This window comes from Streptomyces sp. HUAS TT11, from assembly GCF_051553595.1.
GTDB lineage: Bacteria > Actinomycetota > Actinomycetes > Streptomycetales > Streptomycetaceae > Streptomyces.
Window position 1 is genome coordinate 2,536,037 of record NZ_CP196184.1, and the last position, 19,081, is coordinate 2,555,117.

The 19,081-nt window shown below is 68.0% G+C and carries 13 protein-coding genes; 3 read left to right on the forward strand and 10 right to left on the reverse strand.

Annotated features, from left to right (window positions below; all coding sequences use genetic code 11):
* The first annotated feature begins 151 nt into the window (after window positions 1-151).
* Window positions 152-1,657: a cryptochrome/photolyase family protein gene (locus ACSHXN_RS11440; protein WP_438303031.1), complete on the forward strand. Its 1,506-nt coding sequence runs from the start codon at window positions 152-154 to the stop codon at window positions 1,655-1,657.
* Window positions 1,658-1,717: 60 nt separating this feature from the next.
* Here the strand turns inward: ACSHXN_RS11440 and ACSHXN_RS11445 are convergent, their stop codons facing one another.
* From ACSHXN_RS11445 to ACSHXN_RS11490, 10 genes are all read right to left on the reverse strand, one after another.
* Complete coding sequence (locus ACSHXN_RS11445; RefSeq protein ID WP_355129398.1) at window positions 1,718-3,226, reverse strand: amino acid permease; 1,509 nt, start codon at window positions 3,224-3,226, stop codon at window positions 1,718-1,720.
* Between the two features lie 145 nt (window positions 3,227-3,371).
* A complete protein-coding gene (gene dxs, locus ACSHXN_RS11450; protein ID WP_355129400.1) occupies window positions 3,372-5,309 on the reverse strand; it encodes a 1-deoxy-D-xylulose-5-phosphate synthase in 1,938 nt (645 codons plus the stop codon).
* A 178-nt stretch (window positions 5,310-5,487) separates the two neighbouring features.
* Window positions 5,488-6,780 carry a sugar ABC transporter permease gene (locus ACSHXN_RS11455; protein WP_355129402.1) on the reverse strand — a complete coding sequence of 431 codons (1,293 nt, stop codon included), beginning with the start codon at window positions 6,778-6,780 and terminating at the stop codon, window positions 5,488-5,490.
* Window positions 6,777-7,568, reverse strand: coding sequence for an ATP-binding cassette domain-containing protein (locus ACSHXN_RS11460; protein ID WP_355129404.1), 792 nt, complete (start codon window positions 7,566-7,568; stop codon window positions 6,777-6,779). The genes ACSHXN_RS11455 and ACSHXN_RS11460 overlap by 4 nt, the downstream gene beginning before the upstream one ends.
* Before the next feature lie 181 nt (window positions 7,569-7,749).
* A complete protein-coding gene (locus ACSHXN_RS11465) occupies window positions 7,750-8,850 on the reverse strand; it encodes a sugar ABC transporter substrate-binding protein (RefSeq protein ID WP_355129746.1) in 1,101 nt (366 codons plus the stop codon).
* 133 nt (window positions 8,851-8,983) lie between these two features.
* Window positions 8,984-10,183, reverse strand: a complete 1,200-nt coding sequence (locus ACSHXN_RS11470; protein WP_355129406.1) for an ROK family transcriptional regulator — start codon at window positions 10,181-10,183, stop codon at window positions 8,984-8,986.
* Window positions 10,184-10,406: 223 nt separating this feature from the next.
* Entirely contained in the window at window positions 10,407-11,330 is a 924-nt protein-coding gene (locus ACSHXN_RS11475; RefSeq protein WP_355129408.1) for a carbohydrate ABC transporter permease, read from the reverse strand.
* A 4-nt stretch (window positions 11,331-11,334) separates the two neighbouring features.
* Window positions 11,335-12,261 carry a carbohydrate ABC transporter permease gene (locus ACSHXN_RS11480; protein ID WP_355129410.1) on the reverse strand — a complete coding sequence of 309 codons (927 nt, stop codon included), beginning with the start codon at window positions 12,259-12,261 and terminating at the stop codon, window positions 11,335-11,337.
* Window positions 12,262-12,310: 49 nt separating this feature from the next.
* Window positions 12,311-13,762, reverse strand: a complete 1,452-nt coding sequence (gene ngcE / locus ACSHXN_RS11485) for an N-acetylglucosamine/diacetylchitobiose ABC transporter substrate-binding protein (protein WP_355129412.1) — start codon at window positions 13,760-13,762, stop codon at window positions 12,311-12,313.
* 26 nt (window positions 13,763-13,788) lie between these two features.
* Window positions 13,789-14,112, reverse strand: coding sequence for a hypothetical protein (locus ACSHXN_RS11490; RefSeq protein ID WP_147318040.1), 324 nt, complete (start codon window positions 14,110-14,112; stop codon window positions 13,789-13,791).
* 104 nt (window positions 14,113-14,216) lie between these two features.
* Here ACSHXN_RS11490 and ACSHXN_RS11495 point away from each other — a divergent pair, with 104 nt between their 5' ends.
* Both ACSHXN_RS11495 and ACSHXN_RS11500 read left to right on the forward strand, forming a co-directional pair.
* The gene (locus tag ACSHXN_RS11495; protein ID WP_438303032.1) at window positions 14,217-18,020 is read left to right on the forward strand and encodes a GH92 family glycosyl hydrolase; all 3,804 of its coding nucleotides are present in this window, start codon (window positions 14,217-14,219) and stop codon (window positions 18,018-18,020) included.
* Window positions 18,021-18,722: 702 nt separating this feature from the next.
* Window positions 18,723-19,073 carry a hypothetical protein gene (locus ACSHXN_RS11500; RefSeq protein ID WP_355129417.1) on the forward strand — a complete coding sequence of 117 codons (351 nt, stop codon included), beginning with the start codon at window positions 18,723-18,725 and terminating at the stop codon, window positions 19,071-19,073.
* The last annotated feature ends 8 nt before the right edge of the window (window positions 19,074-19,081 follow it).

Genomic DNA, 19,081 nt, shown 5'->3' on the forward strand with positions numbered 1-19,081 from the left:
TCAGGTGTCTTACTGGCACGGCATGCTGCTCCGTGGAGCCGACATGGCGTCGGCGACCCCCGCACGAACACCGCCCGTACGGCCCGGGGTGCGGCACCGGCTTCCCCGTCCTGACGCCCACCGCCGCGAGGACGGAAGGCGACGCGCTCGTATGGCCACTGCCCACTGGCTCTTCGGCGACCAGCTCGGACCCCACTTCCTCGCCCCCGGCGCCGAAGGGCCCGACCGTGACGCGCCGGTGGTAATGATCGAGGCCCGTTCCGTCTTCCGCCGGCGGCGATTCCACCGCGCGAAAGCCCATCTGATCCTGTCCGCGATGCGGCACCGGGCCGCCGAACTCGGCGACCGGGTGCGGTACATCCGCTGCGACACCTACCGGGAAGGGCTGCTCCGGGCCGTCGGCGACGGCCCCGTGACGGTGCACCACCCCACCTCGCACGCCGCCCTGCGTCTGGTCCGGTCCCTCGACACCGTCACCGTCCTGCCCGCCCGCGGTTTCCTCGTGCCGCACGCGGACTTCCGCGCCTGGGCCGACGGTCATGACGGCCGGAGCCCGCGTCAGGAGGACTTCTACCGCTGGGTGAGGCGCGGACACCACCTGTTGATGGACGGTGACACCCCCGCGGGCGGACGCTGGAATCACGACCACGACAACCGCGAGCCCCCGCCAAAGGGCGCGCGGACCCTCGGCGCACCGGCGCCCTACCGGCCTCGGGAGAACACCGTCGACGAGGAGGTGCGGCACGACCTGGACCGCTGGGAGCGCGACGGCGCGGTGGCCTTCGTCGGGCGGGACGGCCCACGACGGTTCCCGGCCGCCCGGCGTGAGGCGCTGGCCGCGCTGCGCCGGTTCCTCCAGCACCGGCTGGCCGGCTTCGGGCCTCACGAGGACGCGATGCTGGACGCCGATCCCGTGATGAGCCACAGCCTGCTGTCGTCGTCGCTCAACCTCGGCCTTCTGCACCCCGCCGAGTGCATCGGGGGCGCGCAGGACGCCTGGAGGTCCGGGCGGGCGCCGATCAACAGTGTGGAGGGGTTCGTCCGGCAGATCGCCGGGTGGCGCGAGTACGTCTGGCAGCTCTACTGGTACTTCGGCGACGACTACCGTCACAGCAACGCCCTGCACCACCACGCACCACTGCCCGACTGGTTCCTCGAACTGGACGCCGATGCCGTGACCGCACGATGTCTGGCCACGACGCTGGCCCAGGTGCGCGACACGGGTTGGACGCACCACATCCCCCGGCTGATGCTGCTCGGAAGCCACGCCCTCCAGCGCGGTCTCGACCCGCGGGCCGTGACGGACTGGTTCCACCGCTGCTTCGTCGACGGCTACGACTGGGTGATGCTGCCCAACGTCATCGGGATGTCCCAGTACGCCGACGGCGGGCGGATGACCACCAAGCCCTACACCTCCGCAGGCGCCTATGTGAACCGCATGAGCGACCTGTGCGGCGGTTGCGCCTACCGGCCGACGGAGCGTGTGGGTGAGCGGGCCTGTCCTTACACGGCCGGGTACTGGGCCTTCCTGCACCGGCACCGGTCCCGGCTGGCGGGCAACCGGCGGATGGCACAGGCGCTCCGGGGCCTGGACCGCCTCGGCGATCTCGACGAACTGCTGCGCCAGGAACGGGATCGCGGCCAGGACCCTCCCTGACGGAACCCCGCGGTCGGCCGTCCGGGCCCGCACCCGTCCATGCGTCCCGCCCGCCCGTCGTCACACGGCGCCCTCACCGCGGGCCGGCTGCTTCTCCCGCCGGCCGGCGAGACGGCTGTGCGAACGGCCGTAGAGGAAGTAGATGAGGAAGCCGACGACCAGCCAGACGGCGAACCGCAGCCAGGTCTCCGCGGGCAGGTTCAGCATCAGCCACAGCGAGGCGCACACCGACAGGATCGGCACCACGGGGACGAACGGGGTGCGGAAGGCCCGGGGCAGGTCGGGGCGGGTCCGGCGCAGGACGATCACGCCGACGGCCACCACGATGAAGGCGAAGAGCGTGCCGATGTTCACCAGTTCGGCGAGCTCGCTGAGGCTGGTGAAGCCCGCGACGACGGCGATGACCACACCGAGCAGGACCGTCGGCCGGTGCGGGGTCTTGAACCGGGGGTGGACGTGCGAGAAGAAGCGGGGCAGCAGCCCGTCCCGGCTCATCGCGAAGAAGACCCGGGTCTGCCCGAGCAGCAGGATCATGCAGACGGTGGTCAGGCCGACGGCGGCGCCGAAGCTGATCACACCTGCGAACCAGGGATGCCCGATGGCCTTGAAGGCGTCGGCGAGCGGGGCGTCCACGGACAGCCTGCTGTAGTGCTCCATTCCGGTGACGACGATGGACACCCCCACGTACAGCACCGTGCAGATCAGAAGGGAGCCGAGGATGCCGCGCGGCATGTCGCGCTGCGGGTTCTTCGTCTCCTCGGCCGTCGTCGCCACGATGTCGAAGCCGATGAAGGCGAAGAAGACCACGGACGCGGCGGTGAAGATGCCCATCACACCGAAGTTGGAGGGCGCCCAGCCGAACATCAGCTGGATCAGCGGGGCGTGCAGGGAGCCGGCCGCCTCCACCGGCTGCGCCTTCGGGACGAACGGCTTGTAGTTGGCGCCGGTGACGAAGAAGGCACCCGCCACGATCACGATCAGCACCACGGCGACCTTGATGGCGACGACGAGCTGGGTCACCCGGGCCGAGAGCTTCACGCCGACGACGAGGACGGCGGTGAGCACCAGGATCAGCGCGGCGGCGAGGATGTCGAAGCCGAAGCCGTGCGCCCCGTCGCGGCCGCCGAGATGGTCGGGCAGGTGCCAGCCCGCGTTGTCCAGCAGGGAGCGGATGTATCCGGACCAGCCGACGGCGACCACCGCCGTGCCCAGCGTGAACTCCAGGACCAGGTCCCAGCCGATGATCCAGGCCGGCAGTTCGCCGAGTGTGGCGTACGAGAACGTGTACGCGGAACCCGCGACCGGGACCGTCGAGGCGAACTCCGCGTAGCAGAGCGCGGCGAGCGCGCAGACCACACCGGCGACGACGAAGGCCAGGGAGACGGCCGGCCCCGCGTTCTCCTTGGCGACCTTTCCGGTCAGCACGAAGATGCCGGTGCCGATGACGACACCGACCCCGAACACGGTCAGATCCAGGGCGGAGAGGGTCTTCTTGAGCGCGTGATCGGGTTGCTCCGTGTCCCGGATCGACTGCTCGACGTCCTTCGTCCGGAAGAGGGTGCGGCTCACGGCTTACCTCCCGCGCTGGGCGTCCTCGACATGATCGAGAGGGGGCGTAAGTGCGTATGCCCCGGCCTGCGGGAGTTCACGCTGACGGGCCGGCTTCGCCACCGTAAAGGATCCGAAGCCGGCCCGGGCGGACCATGCGGTCGTGTCAGTCGCGTGCCGTCTCGACCGGGTTCACGGCCTGCGCGGCATCCGGGCGGTCGAAGCGCCCGCCGTCGAGTTTGGCGACGACCCCGGTGACCTGACGGGCGATGTCCGGGGCGGTCAGGCCGATCTCCGCCAGGACCTCCTTGCGGGAGGCGTGGTCGAGGAAGCGTGGCGGGATGCCGAAGTCGCGCAGCGGCACATCGACTCCGCCGTCGCGCAGGGCCTGCGCGATCGCCGAACCGACACCGCCGACGCGCGAGTTGTCCTCGACGGTGACGACCACGCGGTGCCGCTCGGCGAGCGGGACCAGCGCCTCGTCGACGGGCTTGACCCAGCGCGGGTCGACGACCGTGGTGGAGATGCCCTGCTTGTCGAGGAGGTCCGCGATCTCCAGGCACATGGGCGCGAGCGCACCGACGGAGACCAGCAGCACGTCCGGCACGGGCACGTCGGCCTTGCGCAGGACGTCCATGCCGCCGACCGTGCCGACCGCCGGGACGGCCGGTCCGACGACGCCCTTGGAGTAGCGCAGCACGGTGGGCGCGTCGTCGACGTCGACGGCCTCACGCAGCTGGGCGCGCAGCTGCTCGGCGTCGCGCGGCGCGGCGATCCTCAGGCCCGGGACGACCTGGAGCATCGACATGTCCCACATGCCGTTGTGCGAGGCGCCGTCGTCGCCGGTGACACCGGCGCGGTCCAGCACGAACGTCACACCGCACTTGTGCAGGGCGACGTCCATGAGGACCTGGTCGAAGGCGCGGTTGAGGAAGGTCGCGTACACGGCGAAGACCGGGTGCAGTCCACCGGTGGCGAGGCCGGCGGCGGAGACCGCGCCGTGCTGCTCGGCGATACCGACGTCGTAGATCCGGTTCGGGAAGGCGTCCGCGAACTTCTTCAGACCCACGGGATGGAGCATCGCCGCCGTGATGGCGACGATGTCGTCGCGCTCGCGGCCGAGCCTGACCATCTCGTCGCCGAAGACGGAGGTCCAGCTGGCGGCCGCCGCCTTGATGGGCAGACCGGTGTCGGGGTGGATGGGTCCGATGCCGTGGAAACGGTCGGCCTCGTCCTGCTCGGCGGGCTTGTAGCCGCGGCCCTTCTCGGTGAGGCAGTGCACGATGACCGGGCCGCCGAACCGCTTGGCGCGGGCCAGGGCGGACTCCAGCGCCTCGATGTTGTGGCCGTCGATCGGACCGACGTACTTCAGGCCCAGGTCCTCGAACATGCCCTGCGGGGCGATGAAGTCCTTCAGGCCCTTCTTGGCCCCGTGCAGCGTCTCGTAGAGGGGCTTGCCGACGACGGGTGTGCGCTCCAGCACCTCCCGGGTGCGGGCGAGGAACTTCTCGTAGCCGTCGGTGATGCGCAGGGTGGCCAGGTGGTTGGCGAGACCGCCGATCGTCGGCGAGTACGAGCGCTCGTTGTCGTTCACGACGATGACCAGCGGGCGGTCCTTGGCGTCGGCGATGTTGTTGAGCGCCTCCCAGGCCATGCCGCCGGTGAGGGCACCGTCGCCGATGACGGCGACGACGTGGCTGTCGCGCTGGAGCAGCTCGTCGGCCTTGGCGAGGCCGTCGGCCCAGCCGAGGACCGTCGAGGCGTGCGAGTTCTCGATGACGTCGTGGTCGGACTCGGCGCGCGAGGGGTAGCCGGACAGGCCGCCCTTGGCGCGCAGCTTGGAGAAGTCCTGACGGCCGGTGAGCAGCTTGTGGACGTAACCCTGGTGGCCGGTGTCGAAGAGGACCCTGTCCTTGGGTGAGTCGAAGACGCGGTGCAGCGCGATGGTGAGCTCGACCACGCCGAGGTTGGGGCCGAGGTGGCCGCCGGTCTTGGAGACGGCGTCGACGAGGAAGGTCCGGATCTCCTCTGCAAGCTGGTCCAGCTCTTCCAGGCTGAGCCGGTCCAGATCGCGCGGTCCCCTGATGCGGGTCAGCAGCGGCACCCGTGCCTCCTTGCAGTAGAGCTGTGACGAGCGAGCTTTCGCCGGGCCCGTCGAGTCTAATCTTCCGCCTGTGCGGATCACCGGCGGCCCCGGCCTTCCTTGCCACACATTCGGCCGCACACGACTGTGCCCGGCACCGTGGTCGGTGCCGGGCACGGTTCGCGACGGAGCCGGGGCGTCAGGCGCGGCCGGCCGTCTTCTGCGTCTTGCGCGTGACGGCGTCGATGACGACGGTCGCCAGCAGCACACCACCGGTGATCATGTACTGGACCGGCGAGGCGATGCCCTCGAGGGCGAGGCCGTACTGGATCGACACGATGACCAGCACACCGAGGAGCGCGTTCCATGTGCGTCCACGGCCACCGAACAGCGAGGTACCACCGATCACCGCCGCGGCGATCGCGTTCATCAGCAGGTCACCGGCACCGGCGCCCTGGTTGGCGGAGGCGATCTTCGAGGCGATGAACAGACCGCCGATCGCGGCGAAGGTGCCCGAGATGGCGAAGACCGAGATCCGGACCATCTCCACGTTGATACCGGCACGCCGGGAGGCCTCGACGCTGCCACCGAGGGCGAAGATCATCCGGCCGTACCGGGTACGGCGCAGGACGAAGTCCGTGATCAGCAGCACGGCGATGAAGATCACGACCGCCAGCGGCAGGCCCTTGTACTGGTTGTAGACGGCGGCCACGGCGAACGAGAGGACCGCCAGCAGCACCGTGCGCAGGATGATCTCGCTCAGCGGGCGGGACGGCACGCCGGCGGCCTCACGGCGGCGGTTGCCGAAGAACGAGCTGAGGAAGTAGAGCACCGTCACCGCGAGGGCGAGCCCGTAGGAGGCGGCCACGTCGGTGAAGTAGTAGCTGGTCAGCTTGGCGACAAGGCCCTCGCTGTCCAGGTTGATGGTGCCGCTGTCGCCCAGGATCTGGAGCATGAAGCCGTTCCAGAAGAGCAGACCGGCCAGCGTGACGGCGAACGCGGGCACGCCGATCTTCGCGAAGACGAAGCCGTGGATGGCACCGGCGACCGTGCCCGTCAGGATGGCCAGAATCAAGGCCAGCCACGCCGACATGCCGTGGGTGACCGTCAGCACCGCGAAGGCGGCACCGGCCACACCACTCACCGAGCCGACCGACAGGTCGATCTCGCCGAGCAGCAGCACGAAGACGATACCGACGGCGATCATGCCCGTGCCGACCATGGCGACGGAGATGTCGGAGAGGTTGCCCGCGGTCAGGAAGTTGGAGTTCAGGCTCTGGAAGATGATCCAGATGATCGCCAGACCGATGACGACCGGGATCGCGCCCAGGTCACCCGCCTTGATCTTGCGCTTGAACTCGGTGATGTAGCCCTTGAATCCCTGTTCGCGCACCAGCAGTCGGGGGTCGACGGCGGTGACGGCCTGGGGGGCCGCGTCCGGGTTCTCCACGACGTGGTCCTCGGGAGACGCGGAAGTCTTGTCGATGCTCACTTCTTGATCTCCCCAGTGGTGCGCGCCGCACGACGGGTCACGGCGTTGTCCGTGGCACCGGTGATGGCGGAGATGATCTCTTCCTGCGAGGTCGTCTTGACCTCGAAGACGCCGTTGTTGCGCCCCAGACGCAGCACCGCCACCTTGTCGGCGACAGCCTTCACGTCGGCCATGTTGTGGCTGATGAGGATCACGGCGAGACCGCGCTCACGCAGTCGCTCGACCAGGTCGAGGACCTGGGCGGTCTGCTCGACGCCGAGGGCGGCGGTGGGCTCGTCGAGGATGACGAGCTTCGGCTCACCGAGCATCGAACGGGCGATGGCCACGGTCTGCCGCTGGCCGCCGGAGAGCGAGGCGATCGGGATACGGACGCTGGGGATACGGATCGACAGCGTGGTCAGCAGCTCGCGCGAGCGGCGTTCCATCTCGACCTCGTCCAGGATGCCGTACCGGCGGACCTCCCGGCCCAGGTACAGGTTCCCGACGACGTCGATGTTGTCGGCGAGCGCCAGGTCCTGGTACACCGTCGCGATGCCCAGGTTCTGGGCATCGTGCGGCTTGTTGATCGTGACGGACTTGCCTTCCCACTCGATGACACCTTCATCGATGGGGTGCACGCCGGCGATCGTCTTGACCAGCGTGGACTTTCCGGCGCCGTTGTCGCCCACCAGGGCGACCACCTCACCGGAGTGGACCTCAAGCTCTACGTCGGTGAGCGCCTGAACGGCACCGAACCGCTTGGAGATCCCGCGCAACGCCAGCACGGGCGTAGCGGACACGTGAACCATCTCCTTCGCCGCCTGACCCGGCGGGAGGTTGTGCAGAAGTTTGTGGGGAATGTTCCGTCCGGCGCCCCGCAACAAGCTTGCGGGGCTGGTGAATGCGGGGCGCCGGAGGAGCTTCAGTGCGCCGGTCCCGGACGGAGGCTCCAACGCGGATCCCCGTGCGGGACATGAGGCATACGGCCGGTTACTTCAGGCCGAGGGTGTCGCAGGCCGCCTTGTACTGCGCGGTGCAGATGTCCGCGGCAGTCCACAGGCCGTCCTTGATGACGGTGTCCTTGATGTTGTCCTTCGTCAGCGCGACGACCGGGACGATGACCGAGGGCACCTGCTTCTCCGTCGGGCTGTCGACCTTGTCCTTCGCGACCGAGTCGACAGACTTGCCCTGGGCGAGAAGGACGGCCATCTGGGCGGCGACGTCCGCCTCCTGCGGGTACGGCTTGTAGACGCTCATGTACTGCTCACCGGTGACGATGCGCTGCACACCCGCGAGTTCCGCGTCCTGGCCGGTGACCGGGGCCTTGATACCGGCGGCCTTCAGGGCGGTGATGATACCGCCGGCCATGCCGTCGTTGGCGGAGTAGACGCCGATGATGTTCTTCTTGCCGAGGGCGGAGATGGCCGCCTCCATGTTGGCGTTGGCGTTCTCCGGCTTCCAGTCCTTGGTGTCGTACTCCTTGCCGATGTTCACCTTGCCGTCGAGGACGCCGTGGGCGCCCTTCTTGAACAGCGCGGCGTTCGGGTCGGTGATGGAGCCGTTCATCATGACGATCTTGCCGGACTTGGCCTTGGAGCCGAGTGCCGTGAGGAGGGCCTCACCCTGGGTCTTGCCGACCGTCTCGTTGTCGAACGAGGTGTAGCCGCTGATCGGGCCCTGGGCCAGGCGGTCGTAGGCCACGACCGGGATGCCGGCGTCCTTGGCCTTCTGGACCGAGTTCTTGATGGCCGCAGCGTCCACCGCGTCCACGATCAGCACGTCGACCTTGTTGGTGATCATCGTGTCCACCTGCTGGTTCTGCACGGTGGCGTCCTGCTTGGCGTTGGCGTAGACGATCTCGCCCTTGCCGTTCGTGAGCTCCTTGACCTTCTTCTCGATCAAGGGGCGGTCGAGCTTCTCGTAACGGGCGGTCTGGTTCTCGGGGAGAAGCAGACCCACCTTGATGGCGTCGCCCTTGTTGGCACTCGGGGCCGACGAAGAGGAGTCGCCACCCGACTCCTTGGCGCTGCCACATGCGGCCAGCGCAACGGTCATGGCACCAGCAGCAACGGCGAAGGCCGCACGACGCATACGCGTGTTCACTTCAGAAACCTCCCTGACGAGGCCGCGTCGTTGCGGCCGAGGTGGCTGGAAGTCAACTCGGCCACACGTGCGACGTCAAGAAGTAAATCCTTAACGAGATGGCAACGGTGCCATCCGTTCTCTAAGTGAAGGCAGGGGCGACCGCGGAAAGCGACCCGTCCAAAAGGGTCGAATCGCCCATCTCACTGAGGGCGAGAGCGAGCGCCCCGAGCACCTCGGCACGGCCTCCGAGGGCACCCGGCAACACCGAGAGCTGGCGTGCGGCGCTGGGGATCGCGTACCGCCCGACCGACTCCCTGATGGGCCCGAGAACCAGCTCACCGGCCTCGGCGAGATCCCCGCCCAGCACCACCCGGCTCGGGTTCAGCAGATTGCAGAGATTGGCGACCCCGCTGCCGATGTGACGGCCGACGTCGGCGATCACCCGGCGGCAGCCCGGATCGCCGTCGCGCGCCAGCCTGACCACGCCCTCCATGGTCAGATCGGTTCCGTGGCTCGGCTGGAGCAGGGGCAGCACATAACGCGCCGAAGCGAACGTCTCCAGGCACCCCCGGTTGCCGCAGCGGCAGACCGGCCCGGATTCGTCGAGGGTGATGTGGCCGATCTCACCAGCCGTGCCACCGGGTCCGCGGTAGATCGTGCCGTCGATCACAAGACCGGCGCCGACACCGCTCGCGACCTTGATGTAGGCCAGGTCCTTGACCCCTCTGCCGCTGCCCCAGACCAGCTCTCCGAGGGCGCCCAGGTTGGCGTCGTTGTCCACGTGCACCGGCACGCCGAGCCGCCCCCGCAGCTCCTCGGCGGGCTTGGCACCGGTCCAGCCCGGCAGGATGGCGGTGGAGCCGAGCGTGCCCGACTCCACGTCGATGGGGCCCGGCACGCCGAGGCCCACGCCCGCGATCTTGGCCCGGTCCACCCCGGTCGCCTCGATCAGCCTGCTGACCAGCCGTTCCGCCCGGTCGAAGCCCTGGTCGGCGGAGGCGTCCACATCAAGCGGCTCGGCCTCCTCGGCGAGCACCTGGTGCGCGAGGTTTCCGATCGCGACGCGCAAATGCGTGTGCCCGAAGTCGACGCCGATGACGATGCCGGCGTCACCGCTGAGGGAGACGCTGCGGGCCCTGCGGCCACCCGACGACGTCGGCGTGACCTCGACGGTTCCGCCGTCCTTGAGTTCCCGAACGATGTTGGAGACCGTTGCCGCGGACAGACCCGTCGTCCTCGCGATCTCCGCCTGCGTAAGGGATCCTGCCAGCCGCACGGCGCGCACGACCCGCTCCAGGTTGGCCCGGTGCAGCGACGACTGCGACCCTGGAGTCTCCACGACGACCTCCTGAGCACGGGGCCGCCTCGATGAGGCCCCGCCTATGTCCAACTAGTGAACTCTAAGCTGAGCCGTTCGGGTTGCCTCCCGTCAAGAGGTTGAACTACATCCGGGTCTGTGGACGCGCACGGATCCGATCCTCAAACACGCGTGCGGATCTTCGGAGCACGCATGCCGACGCCGCCCCGGGTGGGGGCGGCGTCGGCGGGGCGAAGGCCCCGGATTACTTCAGGGCGCCGGCCGTGAGACCCTGCACCACCTGCCGCTGGAAGATGATGTAGGCCGCGAGCACGGGCAGCATGGCCATGACCAGACCGGCGAAGAGACCGGACCAGTCGCCCTTGTAACCCTGACTGACGGCCAGCTGCACGAGCCCCTGGGTGAGCACGTGCTTGTCCGGGTCGGTGTTGAGCACCGTCGGCAGCATGTACTGGTTCCACTGCCCCAGGAAGTTGAAGATCCCCACACTGATCAGACCGGGCTTGGCCATCGGCAGCATGATCTGGAAAAAGGTCCGGCTGTGCGAGGCACCGTCGACGAACGCGGCTTCCGCGACCGAGGTCGGCAGGGTCCGGAAGAACGCGGTCAGGAAGAACACCGTGAACGGCAGGGAGTAGGCGATGTAGACCAGGATGAGCCCGTGAATCGTGTTCAGCAGTCCCATGTTGTTCACGACGTAGAACAGCGGGACCAGGGCCAGCATGATCGGGAAACTCATACCGCCGATGAACAGGAAGTAGATGAAGCGGTTTCCCGGAAAATCGAATCTGGCCAGCACATATGCCGCCATCGAACCGAGCACCAGGGTGCCGATGAGCGAACCTCCCACCACAAGGACGGTGTTGAGGAAGTAGTCGCTCATGTTGGCATCGGTCCAGGCCCGGGCCCAGTTGTCGAAATGCAGTTTGTCCGGCAGTGCCCAGGGCGAGCCGAAAATGGAGCTGTCGTCCTTGAAGGACGTCATCACCGCCCACAGCAGCGGCATGACCACCATGACGGCCCAGAGGACGAGGATCCCGTGCGAGAAGGCATTGAGGACGGTTCCCTCCTTCTTCTCCTCGGGCGCCTTCCCGGGCGAAGTGCCGATCTCGGCGACGGGAAGACCGGACTCGGCCGGCACGGGGGCGGAGGTGTCAGTCGTCTTCATGTGATCAGAACTCCAGCCGCTCGCGTCGGCCCAGCCGCATCACGACGGCCGCGAAGGCGAGCGTGACGACGAGCAGGGCGACGCCGATGGTCGTGGCGTATGCGGCCTGACCGTCCCGGAAGGCCTTCTGGTAGACGTACAGGACCATGACCGTCGTCGAGTAGTCGGGACCGCCCGGTCCCGTGGTCATGATCTGTACGACCGCGAACGACTCGGCGCCGAGGGCGAGGATGCCCATGTAGACCCAGCCGGACTGCACGGTGTCCCAGAGCAGCGGCAGGGTGATCCGGAAGAACGTGGTGATCCGGTCGGCGCCGTCCAGCAGCGCGGCCTCGTACAGATCCGTCGGTATCGACGCCATACCCGCGGAGAACAGCACCACGAAGAAGCCGACCGTCGACCAGACGAGCACCGCCATGACGCACCACAGGGCGAGACTCGGGTCGCCCAGCCACAGCGGTTGCAGGCTGTCGAGTCCGATCCCGCGCAGCAGCGAGTTGATCGCGCCGCTGTCCGGGTTGTACGCGAAGGCGAACAGCAAGGACACGATCGCGATCGACAGCACCTGCGGGAAGAAGTAGACGATCTTGTAGAACGACGAGCCGCGGACACCGGAGATCACCGGGCCGCCCCTGCGGCGCCGCCCGCCCACATTGATCATGAAGGCGAAGAACAGCGCCAGGCTGAGCGTCACCAGCGGCAGCACCAGGGCGAACAGCAGGCTGTGCTGCAACGACTTCCAGAAGATCTCGTCATGGAGCATCCTCTTGTAGTTGTCGAAGCCCACCATCTTGAATTCGGGGCTCAGGCCGGTCCAGTCCGTGAACGAGTAGTAGATGGACTGGATGAACGGCCAGACGACGAAAAGCGCGTACAGCCCCAGGGGAACCGCCAGGAACCCCACGATGAACCGGTACTTGCCGTGCTGCATTGCTAGCGACCCCGTTCTCTGGGCGGGTGTTGCCGCTGGTGACGGACCCTCACTGGTGCTTGTAGTGCTTGATCGACGAATCCTTCGCCGCCTCGTCGGCGAAACCCTGGATCTTCTGGATGGCCTCGGCGGGGGTGAGACGGCCGGCCATCATCTCGCCCAGGCCGGACACGCCGATCTTCTCCTTCTGCAACTGCACGTACCAGTCCTGGAGACGCGGGTTCACGACGTTGTCACCGGCCTTCTCCAGCGCCGCGACACCGGACTTCAGGCCCGGGGTGAGGGTGATGCCGTCCGTGCCGCCGTTGTACGCGGTCAGGGACTTCACCTTGGCGGTGAAGTTCTTCGACGAGGCCTCGCTGAGCATGATGCGCAGCTGCTCCATGCCGCCCGCGGCGTTCTTCGCCTTGGCCGGGACGATGAAGGGCTCGCCGCCGGAGGCCCAGATGGTGCCGAACGGCATCTTGTCGGAGCTGTCGAGGCCGGTGGGGGCGGAGACCGCGAGGTCGAAGTCGCTGGGGATGACGTTCGCGGACTCGTTCTCGACCCAGGAGCCGTTCGGGATGAACAGCGCCTTGCCCTTGGCCCAGGCGGTCTGCGACTGGATGTGGTCGAGGCCGGGCGTCCCCTTGAGGACGTAACCCTTCTTGTAGAGCTCGTAGTAGGCCTCGAAGCAGGCCTTGACCGCCGGGTGCTTCCAGGCGTTGGGCTCCAGGTTGTCGATGGCGTCCAGGACCTCGCGGCCACCGACCTTGCCGATCATCGGGTACAGCGAGAAGGGGAGGTAGTACGGGTACTTGCCCGCGTACGTCCAGCCCGCCATGCCCTTCTTCTTGGCCTTCTCGCAGACCCTGAGCATCGCGTCCCAGGTCTCCGGGTACTGCTCGTCGAGCGAGTCGAGGGCCTTCTGCGAGTACCAGACGCCGTACACCGTGTAGGCGTAGTACAGGATCCAGACCGGCTGGCCGTCGAACTGGCCCATTTCCACGATGCCCGGACGCAGGGTGTCGCGGACCTTCTTGGCGGGGTCGTCGTACGACGGAGCGTCCAGCAGCGGGGTCAGGTCGGCGAGCTGGCTCTTGCCGACGAGGACGCCCATGTCCATCTGCTCGGCGCCGGAGTTGTCGATGAGGTCCGGCGGCGTGCCCTGGTTGAAGCGGGGCTGCAGGGTGGACTGGATCTTCTGGGTGGCGGAGAACTTGACCTTGGCCTTCGGGAAGTCCTTCTCGTAGACCTTGACCGCGTCCTCGGCGTACTCCTTGCCGAAGCCGCCGTCGAACAACACGAATTCCATCTGCGCCGTGTCATTGACGGCGAGCGGGTTCTTCGCGGTCTTCTTGCCCGATTTGGCCTTCCCCTGATCGTCGCCGCCGCCACTGGCGCAGGCGGAAAGGAAGCTCATCGCGGGGACGGAGATCAGACCGAGTGCGGCGGACCGCTTGATCAGATCACGGCGTCCGACGCCTGCGGTGGTGGAGTTCTCGCCGGAAGTGGATCCCATGCTCAAGTCCTCGCCTTCTCCAGGACTCAGGCGGTGAACCGGATCCTTGCCGGCACCGCGGTGATGGTGAAGCTGGGGTCGTGCACGAGGGATTCAGTGGGGCGCACGGCAGTTGTTGATTCCCGAAACAGTTCGCCGCCTCCCATTCCCCCGGTCGTGCCTGCCCACAGCCGTCGGACCGCAGAAGACGGCTGCTCCGGACGCCGACAGGTATAGTCCACTTCCCGCCAACTGGGCAAGATCGAATGCAAGGTTGACTCTTTGCTTTTCCGAGTTGAGACCTCTCGGAAATACGGGATGCCCGTGCGCTTCCAGAACGGCATATCCGCCGCATTGAGCCCGAATGCCACACGCAACACCTTGACATCACTGGCTACTTGGCCACCTACTGGTTCCTCGCGCAGCGGAGTTGACAACGTTGTCCATTTTCACAGCGCAGGGAGGGTGCTCGCGTATGCAGCACAGACCTCGGCACAGATGGGCCCCCACGGCGGTCGTCGCAACGGCCGCTCTGGCGTTGCTCGTAGGGGCGCAGGGCGCCTCGGTGGCCCTGCCCGCCCGAGCGGGGAGCGCCGACCGGGAGTTCGCCTCGTCGTTCGAAACGGACGATCCGGCGCCGACCTGGCTCAACACCGTCGACACGGCGGCGGACGGTTCGAAACGGGCGTCCGGCGTGGACGGTGCGTACGCGACGGGTATTCCGGGCAATGTGACGGACGAGGTCACCGATGTCCGGGCCAGCGCCGAGAACTCGGGCTCCGGTGAGGTCAAGGAGAACCTGATCGACGGCGAACCGAGCACCAAATGGCTCACGTTCGCGCCGACGGGCTGGGTGGAGTTCGACTTCGACGCCCCGGTCAAGGTGGTGACGTACGCGCTCACGTCGGCCAACGACGCCGCGGAACGGGACCCGGCGGACTGGACCCTTCAGGGCTCCACGGACGGCAAGGACTGGAAGACCCTGGACACCCGGACCGGTGCGTCCTTCGACGAGCGGTTCAGGACGATGTCGTTCGATCTCGCCGCACCGGCCGAGTACCAGCACTTCCGGCTCGACTTCACCAAGAACCACGGGGCCGACATCCTCCAGCTCGCCGATGTGCAGTTCTCCACGGGCGACACGACCGATCCCACGCCCAAGGACATGCGCACGCTGGTGGACCGCGGCCCGATCGGCTCCCCCACCGCCAAGGCGGGCATGGGCTTCACGGGCAGGCGTGCGCTGCGCTACGCGGGGACGCACACGGCGGACGGCCGTGGGTACTCGTACAACAAGGTCTTCGACGTGAACGTGGCCGTCCAGCGGGACACCCGGTTGTCGTACCGCATCTTCCCGTCGATGGCGGACGGGGACCGGGACTACGACGCCACGAACGTCTCCGTCGACCTCGCCTTCACCGACGGGACCTATCTGAGCGGCCTCGGCGCGCTCGACCAGCACGGCTTCCCTCTCACCCCCCAGGGGCAGGGCGCGGCCAAGGTCCTGTACGTGAACCAGTGGAACGACGTGGTCGCCCGGATCGGCTCGGTCGCGGCCGGCAGGACCGTGGACCGGATCCTGGTCGCGTACGACTCGCCCAAGGGACCGGCGAAGTTCCGGGGCTGGCTGGACGACGTGTCGCTGAAGACGGCCCCACCGGACAAGCCCAGGGCGCATCTGTCCGACTACGCGCTGACGACCCGCGGCACCAATTCCAGCGGCGGCTTCTCCCGTGGCAACAACTTTCCCGCCACGGCGGTGCCGCACGGCTTCAATTTCTGGACGCCAGTGACCAATGCGGGCTCGCTGAGCTGGCTGTACGACTACGCCCGCGCCAACAACGACGACAATCTGCCCACCGTCGAGGCGTTCAGCGCGAGCCATGAGCCCAGCCCATGGATGGGTGACCGGCAGACGTTCCAGATGATGCCGTCGGCCGCGTCCGGCACGCCGGACACCGGCCGGGAGGCACGGGCGCTGGCGTTCCGGCACGAGAAGGAGACCGCACGCCCCTACTACTACGGGGTGACCTTCGAGAACGGCCTGAAGGCGGAGATGACGCCGACGGACCACGCGGCCGTGCTGCGGTTCACCTACCCGGGTGACGACGCGAGCGTGATCTTCGACAACGTGACCGAGCAGGCGGGGCTGACCCTGGACAAGGACAAGGGGATCGTCACCGGCTTCTCGGACGTGAAGTCCGGGTTGTCGACGGGTGCCACACGGCTGTTCGTATACGGCGTGTTCGACGCGCCGGTGACGGACGGTGCGTCCTCGGGAGTGAAGGGGTATCTGCGCTTCAAGCCGGGCTCCGACCACACGGTGACCCTCCGTCTCGCCACCTCGCTCATCAGCGTGGACCAGGCCGAGGACAACCTGAGCCAGGAGGTCCCCGACGGTTCCTCGTTCGAGGACGTGAAGGCACGCGCCCAGAAGGCCTGGGACAAGCTGCTCGGCACGGTCGAGGTCGAGGGGGCCACGACCGACCAGCTGACGACGCTGTACTCCTCGATGTACCGGCTGTACCTATACCCCAACTCCGGCTTCGAGAAGGTGGGTTCGACCAACCGGTACGCGTCCCCCTTCTCCCCGATGACGGGTCAGGACACCCCCACCCACACCGGGGCGAAGATCGTCGACGGCAAGGTGTACGTCAACAACGGATTCTGGGACACCTACCGGACGACCTGGCCGGCGTACTCGTTCTTCACCCCCGAGCAGGCCGGCGAGCTGGTCGACGGTTTTGTCCAGCAGTACAAGGACGGCGGCTGGACCTCCCGGTGGTCCTCCCCCGGCTACGCGGACCTGATGACGGGCACCTCCTCGGACGTGGCGTTCGCGGACGCCTATGTGAAGGGCGTGAAGTTCGACGCGGAGGCCGCCTATGACGCGGCGGTGAAGAACGCCACGGTCACGCCTCCGTCGTCCGGGGTGGGCCGCAAGGGCATGGCGACCTCGCCGTTCCTCGGCTACACGAGCACCGACACCGGTGAGGGCCTGTCGTGGGCGATGGAGGGCTACGTCAACGACTACGGGATCGCGAAGATGGGCCGGGCGCTCTACGAGAAGACCCACAAGAAGCGCTACAAGGAGGAGTCGGCGTACTTCCTCAACCGCGCACAGAACTACGTCGACCTCTTCGACACGAAGGCCGGCTTCTTCCAGGGCCGTGACGCACAGGGCAACTGGCGGGTGGACTCCGCGACGTACGACCCGCGGGTGTGGGGCTACGACTACACCGAGACCAACGGCTGGGGCTACGCCTTCACGGCGCCGCAGGACAGCCGGGGCCTGGCGAACCTGTACGGCGGCCGTGCCGGGCTGACGGACAAGCTCGACGAGTACTTCGCGACGCCCGAGACGGCGTCACCGGAGTTCGTGGGCTCCTACGGCGGTGTCATCCACGAGATGACGGAGGCGCGCGACGTCCGGATGGGCATGTACGGGCACTCCAACCAGGTCGCCCACCACGTGATCTACATGTACGACGCGGCGGGCGAACCGTGGAAGGCGCAGGCGAAGGCCCGCGAGGTCCTCTCCCGCCTGTACACCGGCAGCGAGATCGGCCAGGGGTACCACGGCGACGAGGACAACGGCGAGCAGTCGGCCTGGTACGTGTTCTCCGCGCTGGGCTTCTACCCGCTGGTGATGGGCAGCGGTGAGTACGCCATCGGGTCGCCGTTGTTCACCAAGGCGACGGTGCACCTGGAGAACGGCAAGAACCTGGTGATCAGGGCGCCCGGGAACAGCAGCCGCAATGTCTACGTCCAGGGCCTGAAGGTGAACGGCAAGGCGTGGACGTCGACGTCGCTGCCGCACACCCTGCTGGCCGAGGGCGGGGTGCTGGACTTCGACATGGGTGCCCGGCCGTCCTCCTGGGGCACCGGGAAGAAGGCGGCGCCGGTGTCGATCGCCCAGGACGACAAGGTCCCCTCCCCGCGTGCGGACGTGATCAAGGGTGACGGGGCGCTCTTCGACAACACCTCGGCGACGGAGGACGCCGTGACGAGCGTGGACCTTCCCGTCGCGGCGTCCGCCAAGGCGGTGCAGTACACCCTGACGTCCCCGGCGGACCATACGAAGGCGCCCACGGGCTGGACCCTTCAGGCGTCCAGGAACGGCGCGCAGTGGACGACGCTGGACCGGCGCTCGGGCGAATCCTTCGCGTGGGACCGGCAGACGAGGGCGTTCTCGATCCCGGACACCGGCTCCTACCCGCACTACCGCCTGGTCCTGAGCGGCCGGGCGACCCTGGCGGAGGTGGAGTTGCTGGCCTGACGGCCTGACCCGCCGCACACGGGACGGGGCGGGCGCGGAGTTCCCTCCGCGCCCGCCCTTTTGTGCCCGGCCTGTGCGTGCACGGGGTCGCAACGGGTCCTGTCGGCGCCGCCGAACGTGCGGCAACGCGCGCCCCCATACCGCGGACGACCTCGTGCCGGCGTCGGGGCCCGATCGGCGGCGGGGCCGGAAGGCGGCGCGGGTGGTGCCATCGAATCAGCCTTGCGGGTGAACAGCCTTGACATCGTTGTCCATTGAAGCGGTACAGTCATGTACAGACCAGTCGGACAACGTTGTCGCCATCTTGGCGCACACCAGCCACGCATCACCTGGTCCGGCTCCCTCCCCCGGGCCGGCCCGGCTCGCGGACCGGGTGGCTCACACACCGGCCACCCGGTCCGCCCGGAGTGCCCCACCGCGCCCGCCGTGCGGGCGTCCCCGACGTGTTGTCGTCGAAGCCCCGGGCCCCCTCGTGTCACTGCCTCGTGCGGGACCCGGCCGCGGTCACGCCATTCCTCCTCGCCCCGCGCCCGGACGGCGGCGCGACGGCAACCCGCGTCCGGTCCGAGGCCGCCCGACGTCACTCGTGGGAGCGGTGTTCGCCGCTCCAGGGGGCGCGCGGGGCAACCGGAGTGCTCCCCTGGTCATCTACCTGTACGAGCGCGGTGAACTGGGAGAGGGCAGGCTGTGCACGGTTCCGCTATGGACGGTGACCGCAGAGCGGGCACCGCCGTTTCCTGGTGGGCGGCCGCGGTGGCGAACCTCCTGATCGGACTTGCCGCCATCCTCCCGGGCGTGTGCCTGCGGTGGCTGCTGACCAGATACGCGCTGATCTCCTGCACCGGCGGGTTCGGCTGCGCCAAGGGTTCACCGGACCAGGAGGTCGGGATGACGCTGGGCGCGGTGCTCGGCGGCGCCTTCGTCCTCGGCATGATCCTGGTGGTGGACGTCCTGATGCCGTGGCAGGAGGGCAGACCGCTCAACCTGTGGCTCGGCATGTCGACCCTGGTCCCCGCGCCGTTCGCGATCGCCCAGGCCGCGGGGTGGATCTAGGGCCGGGG